The following is a 14,923-nucleotide window of genomic DNA, read 5'->3' as shown; positions in this document are numbered from 1 at the left end:
TAGGGTGACTTATCATTCTTTACGTCTATATAATAGAATGCGTCAAAAAGGAGGGAGAGACCCATTGAGGAAAAACAATTAATTGAAAAAGCACAGCAAGGAAGCGAGCATGCTTTTCGTATCCTTGTACAAACATATCGTCATTATATTTTTCAAGTTATCTTTTCTATTTTAAGACATGAAGAAGATGCGAAAGATGTTACACAAGAAGTATTCGTAAAAATTCACACCTCTCTCCCAAATTATCAATTTCGCGGATTAAAAACGTGGATGGCGCGTATTGCCACCAATCACGCTATTGATTATAAGAGGAAGAAAGCTAGAGAAAGTGAAGAACTCTCCTTATGTAAAGAAGCTGAGGAAAATATAAAGTCCTCTCATAATATTGAGGCTTTATTATTGACGAAAGAGCAGAAATTACTCATTGCTCAAAAACTGAGAGAACTTCCCGAAAATTACCGTGACGTCGTTCTCGCACATTACTTAGAAGAAAAAAGTTATCAAGAAATTGCTTTACAGGAAAACATCGAAGTAAAAACAGTCGAAATGAAACTGTATCGGGCACGAAAATGGATTAAAAAACATTGGAAGGAGGAAGAGTTTCTATGATGCATTATTCAAAAGAAGATTGGCGCAATTATACATTAGATTTTATAGAAAACAATAAACGTGAATCTATGGAAGAACATCTTTACGAATGTGATCATTGTTTAACACTTTATATGGAAAGTATTGATGAACAACATGAAAACCTTCCAATGATAAATGATGATTCATTTACGAACGAAGTTATGACGCAAATTAATTTTGAAACGCTACAACCTAATGAAAATATAAAAACAAACTCACTAAAACGCACAATTATTCACTACATAATTGCGACTGCAGCTACAATTATTTTTATGGTAAGTGGTTTATTCCAATATATTTTTACAGCGACATCAAATTTCGAGAAATCTTCAAAACATAACGAGTCTTCTATCTCACAACAAATTGTAAACAAATCGGTAGATACATCAAAAAAGGACGGAGGTTTAAAGCATGAATAAAAACCCCTTTTTAGCACTTGTATTAGGGCTAATTCCTGGGCTTGGACATTTATACTTAAAAAAGCTAGGACGGTTTATTTTATATAGCGGAGGATCTTTATTTCTATTCTCCTTTGCAGTATTTTGTACCATAGTAGTAAGAGAACGTGATATTGCTTTTCTTTCTCTATTTTTACTAGCTGTTCTATGGGTAATTAACTTACTAGATTTAGTTATCACCATTATAAAACAAACGAAAAAACAAGAAGCTGGAGAATTGATAAATTCCTCTAAAGAGAGCGAACGATTTTATATCATTCTCCTATCCATCATCCCTGGACTTGGCCATTTCCAATTAGGACTTATGCAACGCGGTCTTACGTTTTTAGTCGCTTGCGCTGGCTTAGGCAGCATGATTATATTTGTAACATTATTAACATCTCAAGGAAGTTTCCTTATCTTTCTTATTACGTTACCTGTTTTATGGATTTATAATTTCTTTGACGTTGTTCAGCAACTACAGAAAAAAGAACGCGACGAGCAATTAATTGACCGTACTATTTTCGAAGATTTTGAAGAACATCGAGAGCAAGGAAAGAAAAGTAAAACATTTGCTTCTATTTTAGCGATGTTCCCTGGAGCAGGTCATATGTATTTAGGTTTACAACGCCGTGGTCTTCAGCTTATGGCAGCCTTTTTACTATCTATTTATTTACTCGACTTATTAAGACTTTCTGCGTTTTTATTTTTAGTACCAATCATTTGGTTCTATAGCTTTTTTGATGCGTTACAGCAAACAGCAAAATACGGAAAAGAACGAGTACAAGACGAACCCATTATCGATTATTTTATAAATCATCAAAGATGGATCGGTATCGGATTAATTACACTCGGTGGTTATTATTTACTAAATCAAACAGTCCTTCCTATTTTGAATGATTATTTTGTAACTATATTTAATATTCATCTTAGTGAACTATATTATCGCTATTTCCAGACATCTATCGTTGCGCTCCTTTTAATTGGCGGCGGCTTTAAATTGTTACTTGGAAATAAAGAAAACAAAGGTGGGACAAGCGAATGAGGACTTGGCGTGTTGGAACATTCTCAATGGGGCTTTCTATTATATCGTTAGGGTGCTTTTTACTATTTTCAGTCGTAAAAGGAATTCAAGTATTAGATACACTAACTGCATGGTGGCCAGTTTTACTTATCATACTTGGAGCTGAAGTTTTACTATACCTTCTATTTTCTAAGAAGGAACAATCATTTATTAAATATGATATTTTTAGTATTTTCTTTATCGGTGTTTTAGGAAGCGTCGGAATTGCTTTTTACTGTTTATTATCAACTGGATTACTAGAAGAAGTTCGTCACTCTATTAACACAACGAGGCAAACGAGTAATATTCCAGACGGACAATTTGATATACCTGAATCTATCAAAAAAATCGTAGTAGATGCAGGCCATCAACCTCTAACGATAGAGGGAAATAATACAAATCAAATTCATCTTTTGGGAACTTATGAAATGACAACGAAAGCAAATGAAAAACTCAATTTAAAACGAGATGATTTCCTTTCAGTTCAAACGGCTGGAGAAACGATGTATATCACTTTAAAATCATTACCTGTTCAGCATACGTTATTTAATTCAGCACCACAGGTGAAACCAACGCTTGTTCTTCCGCAAAATAAAAATGTGGAAATCCGTGCTTCAAATAACGAACTATCTCTTTATCCAGGTCAATTACAAAATAATTGGTTTGTACAGGAAAGCTCAAGAGTGTCTGTCCATCTTGCAAAAGAAAGTGATATATCTTTAACAGCAGTAACGAATCAAAAAGAAACACATGGAAGTACACCTTGGGAACAAGTAGAAGATTTAACGAAAAACGAAAATACTTCTTCAGAAGAACATCCAGAATTAAACAACCAAGAACATTGGTATAAAAATTCGATTAAAACTGGAAATGGGACGTACAAGTTAAATATTGAGAAAGCTTATAATTTGAATATGAGTGTTCTCGAAAAATAAAAAACCTTCCGCAATTGCGGAAGGTTTTTCTCATATAATCGCTTTAATTCCTTCTAACACTAATCCAATCATAAATCCGCAAACAGCCCCGTTTACTCGGATCCACTGTAAATCTTTACCGACGTTATTTTCAATCATTTCGATTAACGTCTTATCATCTAACTTATCAAGGTTTTCTTGTACAAGCTTACCAATTTTCGAATGGTTCTTCTCAACAAGACTTACAACTTGTTTTTGTAACCAATCTTCTATTTTTTGAACTGTCTGTTCATCTTCTTTTATTTTATTCATTTGTTTTTGTAAAAATGGAATAACATATTTATCAGCAAATTCTTCATTATTTACAAAAGCAACTGTTCTTTGCTGTACTTGCTCTAGCATCTCTTTTATTTTGTCAGTAGCATTCCAATTGGCAATCCATTTTTCTTTCCAATTTTCTAATTCTTGTAGTAACGCTTCATTTTCTTTTACATTTATAATTTCTTGACGAATTTTCGCTAATATAAGTTGTCTCGTGCTATTATCTGCATCTTGTAAGCTGTTAATATTGCTAATAATAAACTTCTGCAAAATGCCGCCAATTTTATCTTCATCTACAATATTCATAAACGATTTCAATGTAAACTGTAAGAATCCATCTACTTTTATATTTTCCATCGCCTTCATACCTAAACTTCCAAGCTGGTAGCGTGCTTCATCTTGCGCTGTCCAATCTTTCACTTTTACTAAAATGTAATCAAGTGTCTTCTCATCATATTCTTGCACAACTAATTGATCAACAAGCACTTGTAAGATGTTACTTGTATTAATTGTATGTAAATACGTCTTTAATTCTTTTTCAATAATAACCGCTAATTTTTCTGTATCGATTGAAACAATCGCCTTCTCAGCAATCGTTACAATGCCTTTTTTCACAGCATCAGACTGTATTTCTCTCTCTGCAATTTGTAGCACCATTTGTGCTAGCTGCATTTCTTTTACTTTATTCGTAATACTTTCTTTCGTTAGCCACTCATTTTCTAACGTATTGATGAGCCCTTTCGTTACTCGTTTACGGTTTTTAGGTAACAAAGCTGTATGCGGAATTGGAATTCCCATCGGGTGACGGAATAATGCTGTAACTGCGAACCAATCTGCAAGCCCGCCAACTAACCCAGCTTCAAATCCCCCTTGTATAATCTCTCCAGCTATCGTTCCTTGAAAAGGGATAGAAGCCGCAAAGCCTATACCCATAACCCCAAGCGAAATACCCGCTATATATTTAGTCTGTAATGACATCGTATACACATCCTCTTATTATGTAAAATAAAGCTTTTTGTTATATTTATTCAATATTAGTTATCCTTTATATATACTATAAAGAACTATTGTGAAAATAACAAAGATTTTTATGTACATGAAAAAATGAGGCTACAACTAGCCTCATTTTTCTTATACCGTTAATTCCAAACCTTTCCTATAATATTCATTCATTACATCTTTTGGAACCATACTTCCACCCGTTCCCCACACAATATGAGTACCTTTTTTCACCTTCTCTGTTAACTGTTGCTTTTGTAAATACTCATCTTCTTTACATACTTTCACTGGCCCTATCATACCTGCTAGTGCAGAAGGCTCTAAATAAATATTCTCCGTATCAGCTAGTTCTTTTAACAATCTATATAACTCTTCATCGCTTACTGTGTAATTCCCACTCAAAAATGGTTCCATCGTTTTCCCGACAAATCCAGATGGCCTTCCTACCGCAAGTCCATCCGCATCCGTTACATTATCAATTCCGATATCTTGAACGGCAATTTTGTCATGAAGGCCTGTCATTAAGCCGAGTAACATACATGGAGAGTGCGTAGGCTCTGCAAAGAAACAATGAACATTATCCTTATACAATAACTTTAAACCGAATGCTACTCCACCCGGTCCTCCTCCTACTCCGCACGGAAGGTAAACAAATAAAGGATGATCTTTATCTACTACAACCTCTAACTCTTCTAATTGCTTTTGTAATCGTGATGCAGCTACTGCGTATCCTAAAAATAAATCATGTGAGTTTTCATCGTCTACAAAATAACAGCTAGGATCCGCATCCGCTTGTCTTCTTCCTTCTTCTACTGCTTTACTATAATCATCTTCATATTCAATAACGTTTACACCTTTACTTCTTAATAAATCTTTTTTCCATTGTTTCGCATCTGCTGACATATGAACCGTTACGTTAAAACCTAGTTTCGCACTCATAATCCCAATGCTTAGCCCTAAATTTCCTGTTGAACCGACCGCAATTGAATATTTGGCAAAAAACTCTCTACATGTATCACTATCTAAAATGGAATAATCATCTTCTTCTGTTAACATACCATGCTGCAAAGCTAATTGTTCAGCATATTTTAGCACTTCATAAATGCCACCCCTAGCTTTAATTGATCCTGATATTGGAAGATGACTATCACATTTTAATAATAATTCTCCTGAAATAGGTTGCTTGTAATTTGTCTCTAAAGCTTCTTTCATAGAAGGTATTTTTACTAAAGGTGATTCGATTATGCCGTTCGTCCCTTTCGTTTCAGGAAAAACTTTCGCAATATATGGTGCAAAACGCTTTAATCTCTCTTCCGCCTCTTTTACATTCTCTTCATTAAGTGGTGAATCTTCTATTGCCCTTTCATACTTTTCTATGTGTGGGTTTATCCAAAATACTTCTTCTGTTGCAATAAGTTTATTCACTAATGGGTATTCTGCTTGTAATGCCCCTATTTCTTTCATTTTGTTTCCTCCTTATATCCTTGTAGCTCACCATATAATAAATTATAATTAAATTAATTTTAATATAGTTTAACACAAATCGTTCACTTTAGTTAATTTTAATTTAATTTATTTAAATATAATTTAATAATCCTTAAGGAGATTTTCATTATGGAAAATATAGATATTGGTAAAAAAATTGAAAAACAAAGAAAAGAAAAAGGTTTAACTAATAAAGAACTAGCAAAGATGGCCAATATTACACCATCTATGTTAAGTCAAATTGAACGTGGGTCCGCTAACCCTTCTATTCAAACATTAAAAGTGCTTGCTAAAGCTCTTGATGTGCCAACATTTAGCTTTTTACTTGAAGATACAAATACAGACGATTTAATTGTACGTTCCCATAAACGAAAGAAAATGATTATCGATAATTTATCATATGAAATGCTTTCACCTGATTTCACTGGAAATTTAGCAACAGCAATTATGACCGTCCCGCCTAATACAGCTTCATCAGAAAATGTGCTAGAACATAAAGGAGAAGAATTAGCATTTGTCTTAGAAGGGAAAATCACATTATATTTAAATGAGGAAGAATACGTATTAGAAACTGGTGACAGTGTAAAAATACCTGCTTATTTAAAGCATAAATGGGTGAATCATTTTGAGAAAAATGCGGTAGTCTTATTTTCTGTTACTCCGCCGATTTTTTAATATATGTAATAAAAAAATAGCCATGTACGGGGAATATCCGTTAATGGCTATTTTTTATTTTTTAGGCACCAACAAAATCCCTAAACTAATAATACAAAAGCTCATTATTTGCTGTGCTGATAGACCAAACAGAACCGAATTTTGTTCACTAACAAGCGAAATAATAATATGAGCAAACCCCTCAACAATTAGAAAAATACTTATATTCCTTCCATTTCCGAGCCTTTCATTTTTCATCCATAACAAGCCCATTATACAAAGAGCAAGGATGATCTCGTATACGAAAATAGGGTGATATAATAGTTTAGATTCATATATTTTCATTCCCCATGGTAGTGTCGTTTGTGCACCTACTTCATGATGAAATAGAAAATAAAAGATAATGCTCACACACAATCCAAAAGGCAGTACATCAAGTAAAATACGAAGCGAAAATTCTTCCTTTTTACTTTTCCAAACAATGTATACACTAGCAATTACGCATCCTACTACAATATGTTGCATACTTCCAACAGCTAATATTGCTTGCACTGGCGATCCAAAAGCCCATACAGGATTTAAAATTGCTGGTGCAAACTTCCATACAAATACGATGATAAGAAACGCATTTGTTACGGCATCCATCATTTTTTCATATGATACATTTTGATGCCTCATCTTTCGTTTCATCAACATAAATCCAAATAGACTTCCAATTATAAGAGATACGGGTTGTAATCTCACGATCCACTCCATCATCACGAAATCCCCTTTTAGCTCTCAATCAATTTCTTAAATTTCTTTTCTAATTGATCTGGTGGCAATACACCTCGTACATGATCTACTATAATTCCATCCTTATTAACAAAAAATGTCGTCGGTAAAGAGAATACTTTATAATCTAGTCCAGCTACTCCGTCCATATCTAGTAGAACCGGAAACTCAAATCCATAGCGATTAGCAAATGCGCTTGCTTCTTGTACTGGGTCACTAACAGTTGCATTCACCGCAAAAATTTCAACATCCTTTTTATATTTATCATACATATGAACTAAGTCAGGTGCCTCCATTTCACACGGCCCACACCATGATGCCCAAAAATTAATAATATATGGTTTTCCCTTGGCATCATTTAACGACTGCAACTTTCCGTCTAATCCTTTTAATGTGATGCCAGGTGCTTTAAAACCTACTTGTGGTAATACTTCTTTCTCTTGTAACTCTGCTTGCTTTGCTTTTCTTTCCTTTTCTTCTTTCTTTGAATTATAAAAGTTAACCCCCGCCCAAGCGAGAGCACCTACTAGTATAATAGCAATTAGTTTCTTCACTTTTCTTCCTCCTCATTTTTAAAAACCTGTAAATCCACCGAATAGACGAATAAAGAATGCTGTAATTTTCGTCATTTGATTTGTATACAATAAAATACCTGTTACAATCATCATTCCACCGCCAATTTTCATCATGACATTGGCATATGTAACAATCCATTTTACCTTCCCAATAAAGAATGCCATCACGAAAAATGGAACCGCAAACCCAAGAGTATACGCTGTAATATAAAGAAGCGCCCCTTCAGGATTCGTCGCGCCAAGCATGAGTACAGCTGAAAATATCGGTCCAACACATGGCGTCCAACCTGCTGCATATGTCATACCGACTAAAATCGAGCGAATATATCCAGTCGATTTACTTCTATACTGCACCTTTTTCTCTGCCATAAGCCACTTAGGCTGAAACAAGCCCGTCATAAATAGCCCCATTAAAACAATAAAAATCCCACCAATTTGTTGAATCAATTTTTGGTTAGATGAAAATGTTATTCCAATCCAACTTACCGATAAACCTAACGCGTAAAATATAACCGAAAATCCGATCATAAAAAATACTGTATGTATAATCGCTGATTTTTGCATAATCCCACGATTTTCTTTTAAATCTTGAATAGATACACCTGTAATATAAGATAAATAAGATGGATATAGCGGTAAAGAGCACGGTGATATAAATGACAATACTCCCGCCCCAGCCACAAGCCAAATTGTTAAATCTGCTGCATTCATTTTATTCCCCCTAAAACACTACAATGAGTAGTGTTTATTCTTAAAAAAAGAGGCTATATGCACTCTCCGACAATAAGTACAACCGACATACAGAATAAACCTACTGTTACATATACCGAATTCGTATGTAACGGAATAGTAATCTTAACAACCTTTTCATTTAACACTTGCTCGATTCGTAAATTTATTGCTGTTTTTGCAAATGAAGCTGTAACACATCGATTTTCCATTGTCTTTATTTTAATTAATTTTAATAACGCGCTACCTAACTCAAATGAAGATTCCATTTTTTGCATCGCATATTTATCAGCAGCTAGCTCCTGATACGTATGATATCGCTGTAACAACCCTTTTAATATCGGTATGTACATCATTCCTTCTGCTAATAGCGTAAAACAAAATAATTTTAGCGGATCCCAATTCTTTTGATGATATTCTTCATGGAAAATAATCGCATCAATTTCTTCATTTGAAAATGTTTGAAGCAACCCTTCCGACATGACAACTTTCGGACGAAATAGCCCAATTGTAAATGCCGCAACTTCCGTAGTCGGCAATATATATATTTGTTTTCTTTTTCGGACGAAAGGGATAAGTACTTTTTGTAATTTTTTACTATAGAAAAATTGTCGCCAAATTCTTTTGCACACGATTAATACAGTAAGTAATAATAATCCAGCGATTATAATACGAATCAGCGATAATTCTTTCATATGTTTTTCTAACTGGAACAAGCAAAAATTTGAAAGAAGGAACATCTTATTTTGAAACAGAAATGGATATGTAACGTAATACACTAACATACTGAAAAAGAGGATACTAACAATTACTGCTAACAATACGATTTTACGCATTTGCCATTTCATTTCATTAATCCTCTCTTTTTAACTGACTCAATTTGTCTTCTAACTTTTTTATTAAAGTCGGATCAGCCTGCTCTAACTCATCTAACATATGATTTACAACTAAATCTCCAAATTCCCCCATCAATTCCTGTGTCATTTTCTTCGTTTGATTGGATAAGAATTCTTCTTTTGTTTGTACAGCACGATATATACCACTTCTTTTCACAGTCTGTTTTTCTAAGTGTAATTTCTCTACTAACCTGTTCATAACTGTCATAACAGTGTTAAAATTCACAGGTGATTCTTCACTTAATTTCTGCTGCACTTCTTTAATAGTAATACCATCGCTAGACCAAACAATCTCCATAATTTTCGCTTCAAGCGGTCCAAAGAAATGATTTAACCCGTGCTCATTTAACTTATAGTTTTGAGTAAACATTGTACAACTCCTTTCACACTACGAATTGTAGTATAAATTAAATGAAAGGTCAAACGTAAATGATATATATGAAAATTAACTACCCATAAATACATAGGCTATTCCATTCATTTTAAACCTAATTTTTCTCCAAATGTATCAAAAAGATACTGCTCTAATATTTGTACACTAAACTTCTCATTACGTCCAAGTGCAAATAATTCCCGATCTTTCGCTACGATAGTATCTAACGGAATAGCTACATTATCCACTATTTTTGTAATTTCAATTATATTACTTTTTACATTTACTTCTGTTTTAAATTCAACGTTTTCTAACACTATATGTGAACGTCTTCCTGATGCAAAAAAAGTAAAATTAGGATTTTTAACAACGCCAATTTCAGTCTCTAACGCATATAAATAGTGAAAAATTACATCTCTGTGTCCATCTTTTATTATTTTTTCATCCTTCTCATCGTCTAAGTATTCTTTCAGCTTCGTTGTAAATTCAAATCGAAAATCCACTTTTTTCACGCTCCTTCTTTGTATTTCATATTAAATGAATATATTGAAATAATTTTAACATATTGTAATACAACTTCCTATTAAAAGTAAAAACTGTTTTAAAAAATCGCTATTATTTCCGATACCCTTTTAAAATATAAGTATAAATTCAATATGAATCCATGCGTCATTATATCTATTTAAACATATTTTTTCCATATTTTGAAACATTAGTATGAAATATTATATATCAATGTACGGTTTCTAATGCATTGTTATATATAGTCAGTAGTTTCTTTACTATTCCGATATACTTAAGCTACATTTTCTAATTATTGATTACATTACGGAAGGAATGTAACTCTCTTCTATCGAATTTTTATATAACAAAAATAATTAGGTGGTGCTTTACTATGAAATTAGCTGTCATTGGTGGCGGTGATTTACAAGATTCAAATCACTTGCCTATTAATGAACGCCTTATAGAATTAACAAATAAACAGTACCCAAAAATATTGTTTATTCCAACGGCTAGTCATGATGATGAAAGCTATATAAAATTATTTTTAGACACGTTTGAAAAACAATTACATTGTGAAGTACAAATTTTACGCATTACAACAGATTCACCTTCTAAGTATGAAATAGACGAGATGATTCATTCAGCCGATTTAATTTATCTAGGTGGCGGGAACTATATTCACATGCTTACGCAATGGAAAGAACATAGACTCGATGAAAAATTATTATTGGCTCTGCAACAAGGAACACTTATTGCTGGTTATAGCGCTGGTGCTATGTGTTGGTTCACGTCTAGTATCCGATCAGATTATGAGGGTTCTGGTTATATAGAGAGTAACGGTTGGGGAATTGTTAATAAAAGATTCTGTCCACATTATAATCAATTAAACAGAATGAACGCCTTCCATTCCTTTTTACAAAATCATCAAGGGAATATAGAAGGAATTGCACTGGAGGATAATTGCGCTTTATATATTACAGAGGAATCCTTTGAGATTATCGGTGAATCGGAAAAAGCATGGGAGTTTTATATGAGTGATAAAACACTCATTAGACAACATTTTGATATAACTTTAAAAAGCTATTTGTAAACCTGCACTTACGAAAAAATGTCCCTAAGTCTAATAACTTAGGGACATTTTTCTATTTAACTAACTAATCGTGTAATTCGTTTCTTTTGCCATGAAAGCTTATAATATGCATACTGCAATAGTAAGCTGACAATAAATGCTGCTGGATACCCGATCCAAATGCCTTCTATTCCAAGACTTGTATGGTAAGAAAGATAATATGCTACGGGTACTTCTACAAGCCAAATTGAAACAACTCCAATAACAGTTGGCCAAAGTACTGTACCGCTCGCTCGCATTGTCGCACTAATAATTTGTGCATGACCGAAAATTAAATAACTCCATAACGTAATCATAACTAAGCTATGAGCAATTTCAATTGTAGTTTGACTCGTTAAAAATAGTGATAAAATGTCTCTTGAGAATAAGTAAATAAGAGATATTAACACACCACCGATGACGTAGTTCATAATAATTCCGGCCTTCACAACTTTTTGCAATCTATCAAATTGATTCGCACCAATCGATTGTGCCGCAAAAATAGAAACTGTAATACCAAGGCTAACTGCTGGCATTTGTACATAACTTGCAACTTGATTCACAACGCCGTAAGCAGCTGTTGCATCCGAACCGTAACGATTTACAAATGCGATTACGGCAATTTCAGATAATGAAACTAATATCATATTAATACTCGCTGGAATACCGAGCCTTAGTAATAGCTTTAATAACTCCCCATCCATTCGAAGGTATTTTCTAACCGTTCCATCTAGTTGTAATGGGTGATTTTTCTTCTTTAAATACACAAGCATGACAATAAACGTAATAACTGTAGATATAACAGAGGCATAGGCTGCTCCATACACATCTAATTTCGGAGCCCCTAACCATCCAAAAATAAGAACTGGTAATAAAATCATATTTAGCCCTGTACTTACAATTAAAAAGTAAAATGGCGTTTTAGAATCTCCTGTACCTCTCATAAATGTTGTATATGCGAAATATAAAAATAATACTGGCATTGATATAAATAAAATCCGTGCATAATGTACACTTATTTCAATGATATTTTCTGGCGTTCCCATTAGACGCATAATATCCATCGCAAAAATACTGCCTATTATCGCCAACACAACTCCAATAATAAAGGTAAATGTCAGCGTCGTACCAACGATAGCTTTTAAACGATCTTCGTTTTTAGCACCAAACGCCTGACCAATTAAAATAGAGCTTCCTGAACCGATACCAATTATAAATGAAACGAGCAAGAAAAATAATGGGAAGAATGCTGATATAGCCGCTAAATCATTAACTCCAAGCCATCTTCCTACTACTACCATACCAAATAATTGTCCAACCGATTGTAGTACATTACTTAATAATAACGGTACTAAAAACATCGACATCGATTTCCAAATCGGTTTACTCTCACTTTCCAACTTATGTGACTCCGCACCTTCTTTATTGTTATCTGCAGGTGGTTTCAAATGTCATTTCTCCTTTTATTAAAAATCTATTTTCAATCTCTATCTCTTTGTATAGTTGTTATAATACTGTGCTTCTATTCATTTTCTTTTCGTATGATTATAACTTCACCCAATATTGACTTCCATCGGCTGTTCGATCTAAAAATCCATATTCGATTAAATATCTTCTTAAAGTTACAAAATCAGGGTATACATTTTCTATCACTGTATTTACTTCTTTTTCAGTATACTTTTTATTACTATCAAACTTCTTCACTAAATGGCGCAATATAATTAATTTACGCTTTTGTTTCTTCGGAAATTTAGAGAGAGGTCCATCCAATCCTTCTGGAAAATGAGCTTTTAATACTTCATTATTTTCTTCTTCCGTAATATTGTATCGATCATCCACCATCGTTGCTGTTCTATGAATTGGCACAAATTTCGTTTGTACTTTTGATTTTTCTTCTGATAATTCCATTAGCGCTAAAAATACTTTTGCTTGCTTCATTTTCTCTCGCAGTGTAAATCGATGATTACGAATTGTTGATGTACTCCCGCCATCCAACTCTTTTACAATTTCTTTATCATTCAGTCCCGTATAGAAAAACTGAACCATTTTCTTTTGTAAATCCGTTAATCCAGTAAATTTCTTATCCATATTTAGCAAATAATCAAACATAGACGTATGCTCATTTTGAATATGCAATTGGACGAACTTCTCTGCTTCATACAAAACTTGATTATCTTGATAAATAACACCTTTAATAAATGTTTCACCACAAGCTAAGCAAATGTACCCCTCTTTTTCTTCATCAAACACATACCCTTTCTTTAATTCCTCTATTGACGCATCCCAAAACTTCTCTGAAATATCGCTCATACTAAACACTCCTTCAAAATGTTTATTTAAAAACCAAACAAATCACTATATCGTTTATTATCACTTCATCATCTTATCACAACACAAACAAACATTTCAACGTTTCGTTTGCCCATTTTATAAACTTTTATAAAAACATCTATCGAAAGGATTTAATACAACGAAAAGCGAATATGTTTATACAAATTCATTTTATAGGATGTAAAATAGAACATGAATATTCTTCAAGACCTATGGTTTACCGTTAAGTAAATTGCACAGAATACATATGCGATTAGTGAATATGAAACCGGTATTCACTCATTCCAAAACTTCAGTATTCAATTTTAACTACAAAAAAGATGTTTCCGTATAAGAAAACACCTTTTACTTTTTATCCCGCTATTTACCGGGCAGTAAGCCTCCCACTGATATTAACGTTTCACTTTATATATTCTATTTACAGTCTCTACTAAAACCTTACTTGCTTGTACAAATGTATGCTTTCGATTTCTATCTTCAACAAATTTATTAGCACAACTACTCATAATCATCATACAACTAATTATGACTAACGCTATCTTTCTATTCTTGTAAGTCACTTTATGCCACTCCACTATTACAAAACTTCTTTTGAATTTATCCCATCAAGAAATTTTATCACAATGTTATGATTTAATTTAGTTAAAGGACAAGTATACTGAGGTGACTAACTTGAAGTTTAAAGCGAAAAAAAATCCATTCCACGTCATTTTCATTACATTATTTATAATTATTTTTTTCATTTCGCTATTCTTCCAAAATGAAAATTCTATTTTTTTCACCCTCATGATGCTATTAAACATCGTGAATCTTTCTTCATTCTATTTCTCTCACTACAACATAACGGAATCATCTCTTGTTGTAAAACACGGTTTCATTTTTCATACTGAAATTCCATTTGAAGATATTCGTCACGTTAAATACTCTGGTAAAAAACTTCATTCAAAAAAATGGACTAGACAACAATTAGAAATCCATTACAATTTATTTGCCTCAGTGACCACTTTCGTACCACTAGAAGAAGAAAAATTCATTTCACTCTTAAAAGAGAACTGCCCACAGATGAAAGTAATGAATACGCCTGCTAACAAATAATATATTTTGAAGCTTGTAGTATTGCAAGTAGATGA

At 33.2% G+C, this 14,923-nt stretch carries 18 protein-coding genes; 7 read left to right on the top strand and 11 right to left on the bottom strand.

The features are described 5' to 3' along the window. Positions 1–63: 63 nt before the first annotated feature. From V7S45_RS08550 to exsE, 4 genes are read left to right on the top strand one after another with little or no spacing between them, the layout of a single operon-like run. Positions 64–609, top strand: coding sequence for an RNA polymerase sigma factor (locus V7S45_RS08550; RefSeq protein WP_256737415.1), 546 nt, complete (start codon positions 64–66; stop codon positions 607–609). Then, the gene (locus V7S45_RS08545) at positions 606–1,049 is read left to right on the top strand and encodes a hypothetical protein (protein WP_000972341.1); all 444 of its coding nucleotides are present in this window, start codon (positions 606–608) and stop codon (positions 1,047–1,049) included. The genes V7S45_RS08550 and V7S45_RS08545 overlap by 4 nt, the downstream gene beginning before the upstream one ends. Continuing rightward, entirely contained in the window at positions 1,042–2,112 is a 1,071-nt protein-coding gene (locus V7S45_RS08540; protein WP_001039115.1) for a hypothetical protein, read from the top strand. The genes V7S45_RS08545 and V7S45_RS08540 overlap by 8 nt, the downstream gene beginning before the upstream one ends. Then, positions 2,109–3,065, top strand: a complete 957-nt coding sequence (exsE, locus tag V7S45_RS08535; protein ID WP_001261426.1) for an exosporium protein ExsE — start codon at positions 2,109–2,111, stop codon at positions 3,063–3,065. Before V7S45_RS08540 ends, exsE begins: the two co-directional genes overlap by 4 nt. A gap of 30 nt (positions 3,066–3,095) precedes the next feature. On the opposite strand, the gene V7S45_RS08530 is transcribed toward exsE, so the two are convergent. Both V7S45_RS08530 and V7S45_RS08525 read right to left on the bottom strand, forming a co-directional pair. Next, positions 3,096–4,343 carry a DUF445 domain-containing protein gene (locus tag V7S45_RS08530; RefSeq protein ID WP_025687252.1) on the bottom strand — a complete coding sequence of 416 codons (1,248 nt, stop codon included), beginning with the start codon at positions 4,341–4,343 and terminating at the stop codon, positions 3,096–3,098. 153 nt (positions 4,344–4,496) lie between these two features. Beyond that, positions 4,497–5,828: a D-serine ammonia-lyase gene (locus tag V7S45_RS08525; RefSeq protein ID WP_025687253.1), complete on the bottom strand. Its 1,332-nt coding sequence runs from the start codon at positions 5,826–5,828 to the stop codon at positions 4,497–4,499. Between the two features lie 150 nt (positions 5,829–5,978). On the opposite strand from V7S45_RS08525, the gene V7S45_RS08520 reads away from it, so the two are divergent. Beyond that, positions 5,979–6,524 carry an XRE family transcriptional regulator gene (locus V7S45_RS08520; protein ID WP_342761734.1) on the top strand — a complete coding sequence of 182 codons (546 nt, stop codon included), beginning with the start codon at positions 5,979–5,981 and terminating at the stop codon, positions 6,522–6,524. 54 nt (positions 6,525–6,578) lie between these two features. Here the strand turns inward: V7S45_RS08520 and V7S45_RS08515 are convergent, their stop codons facing one another. From V7S45_RS08515 to V7S45_RS08490, 6 genes are all read right to left on the bottom strand, one after another. Next, a complete protein-coding gene (locus tag V7S45_RS08515; protein WP_025689552.1) occupies positions 6,579–7,259 on the bottom strand; it encodes a prolipoprotein diacylglyceryl transferase family protein in 681 nt (226 codons plus the stop codon). Between the two features lie 17 nt (positions 7,260–7,276). Continuing rightward, positions 7,277–7,831 (bottom strand): TlpA disulfide reductase family protein, encoded by a 555-nt coding sequence (locus V7S45_RS08510; RefSeq protein ID WP_000733174.1) that lies wholly within the window; start codon positions 7,829–7,831, stop codon positions 7,277–7,279. Positions 7,832–7,849: 18 nt separating this feature from the next. Further along, positions 7,850–8,563 (bottom strand): cytochrome c-type biogenesis protein CcdA, encoded by a 714-nt coding sequence (gene ccdA / locus V7S45_RS08505; protein ID WP_000990443.1) that lies wholly within the window; start codon positions 8,561–8,563, stop codon positions 7,850–7,852. A 53-nt stretch (positions 8,564–8,616) separates the two neighbouring features. After that, positions 8,617–9,429 carry a M56 family metallopeptidase gene (locus V7S45_RS08500; RefSeq protein WP_025689553.1) on the bottom strand — a complete coding sequence of 271 codons (813 nt, stop codon included), beginning with the start codon at positions 9,427–9,429 and terminating at the stop codon, positions 8,617–8,619. A gap of 4 nt (positions 9,430–9,433) precedes the next feature. Further along, entirely contained in the window at positions 9,434–9,847 is a 414-nt protein-coding gene (locus V7S45_RS08495) for a BlaI/MecI/CopY family transcriptional regulator (protein WP_000495053.1), read from the bottom strand. A 107-nt stretch (positions 9,848–9,954) separates the two neighbouring features. Next, a complete protein-coding gene (locus V7S45_RS08490; RefSeq protein ID WP_000347525.1) occupies positions 9,955–10,353 on the bottom strand; it encodes a DUF3942 family protein in 399 nt (132 codons plus the stop codon). Between the two features lie 392 nt (positions 10,354–10,745). On the opposite strand from V7S45_RS08490, the gene V7S45_RS08485 reads away from it, so the two are divergent. Further along, the gene (locus V7S45_RS08485; protein ID WP_000762111.1) at positions 10,746–11,444 is read left to right on the top strand and encodes a peptidase E; all 699 of its coding nucleotides are present in this window, start codon (positions 10,746–10,748) and stop codon (positions 11,442–11,444) included. Between the two features lie 56 nt (positions 11,445–11,500). Here V7S45_RS08485 and V7S45_RS08480 read toward each other — a convergent pair whose 3' ends face one another. The 3 genes from V7S45_RS08480 to V7S45_RS08470 form a co-directional block, all read right to left on the bottom strand. After that, entirely contained in the window at positions 11,501–12,910 is a 1,410-nt protein-coding gene (locus tag V7S45_RS08480) for an MATE family efflux transporter (protein ID WP_025687717.1), read from the bottom strand. 97 nt (positions 12,911–13,007) lie between these two features. Further along, a complete protein-coding gene (locus tag V7S45_RS08475) occupies positions 13,008–13,772 on the bottom strand; it encodes a DUF2087 domain-containing protein (protein WP_001280279.1) in 765 nt (254 codons plus the stop codon). A 413-nt stretch (positions 13,773–14,185) separates the two neighbouring features. Further along, complete coding sequence (locus V7S45_RS08470; protein ID WP_000221433.1) at positions 14,186–14,353, bottom strand: hypothetical protein; 168 nt, start codon at positions 14,351–14,353, stop codon at positions 14,186–14,188. Positions 14,354–14,465: 112 nt separating this feature from the next. Between V7S45_RS08470 and V7S45_RS08465 the strand changes: the two genes are divergently transcribed. Next, positions 14,466–14,888, top strand: a complete 423-nt coding sequence (locus V7S45_RS08465) for a PH domain-containing protein (protein WP_025687715.1) — start codon at positions 14,466–14,468, stop codon at positions 14,886–14,888. Positions 14,889–14,923: the final 35 nt, after the last annotated feature.

Source organism: Bacillus sp. BR3(2024) (genome assembly GCF_039134555.1).
In the GTDB taxonomy this organism is placed as follows: domain Bacteria; phylum Bacillota; class Bacilli; order Bacillales; family Bacillaceae_G; genus Bacillus_A; species Bacillus_A cereus.
The sequence above is the reverse complement of the archived record's forward strand: the minus strand, read 5'-3'. Positions and strand labels throughout refer to the sequence as shown.

Excerpts from the sequence above, each read along its gene's own strand:
- V7S45_RS08515 (WP_025689552.1), bottom strand. The coding sequence starts at position 7,259 with ATGGAGTGGATCGTGAGATTACAACCCGTATCTCTTATAATTGGAAGT.
- ccdA (WP_000990443.1), bottom strand. The coding sequence starts at position 8,563 with ATGAATGCAGCAGATTTAACAATTTGGCTTGTGGCTGGGGCGGGAGTA.
- V7S45_RS08500 (WP_025689553.1), bottom strand. The coding sequence starts at position 9,429 with ATGAAATGGCAAATGCGTAAAATCGTATTGTTAGCAGTAATTGTTAGT.
- V7S45_RS08475 (WP_001280279.1), bottom strand. The coding sequence starts at position 13,772 with ATGAGCGATATTTCAGAGAAGTTTTGGGATGCGTCAATAGAGGAATTA.
- V7S45_RS08530 (WP_025687252.1), bottom strand. The coding sequence starts at position 4,343 with ATGTCATTACAGACTAAATATATAGCGGGTATTTCGCTTGGGGTTATG.
- V7S45_RS08540 (WP_001039115.1), top strand. The coding sequence starts at position 1,042 with ATGAATAAAAACCCCTTTTTAGCACTTGTATTAGGGCTAATTCCTGGG.
- V7S45_RS08520 (WP_342761734.1), top strand. The coding sequence starts at position 5,979 with ATGGAAAATATAGATATTGGTAAAAAAATTGAAAAACAAAGAAAAGAA.
- V7S45_RS08495 (WP_000495053.1), bottom strand. The coding sequence starts at position 9,847 with ATGTTTACTCAAAACTATAAGTTAAATGAGCACGGGTTAAATCATTTC.
- V7S45_RS08525 (WP_025687253.1), bottom strand. The coding sequence starts at position 5,828 with ATGAAAGAAATAGGGGCATTACAAGCAGAATACCCATTAGTGAATAAA.
- exsE (WP_001261426.1), top strand. The coding sequence starts at position 2,109 with ATGAGGACTTGGCGTGTTGGAACATTCTCAATGGGGCTTTCTATTATA.
- V7S45_RS08485 (WP_000762111.1), top strand. The coding sequence starts at position 10,746 with ATGAAATTAGCTGTCATTGGTGGCGGTGATTTACAAGATTCAAATCAC.
- V7S45_RS08545 (WP_000972341.1), top strand. The coding sequence starts at position 606 with ATGATGCATTATTCAAAAGAAGATTGGCGCAATTATACATTAGATTTT.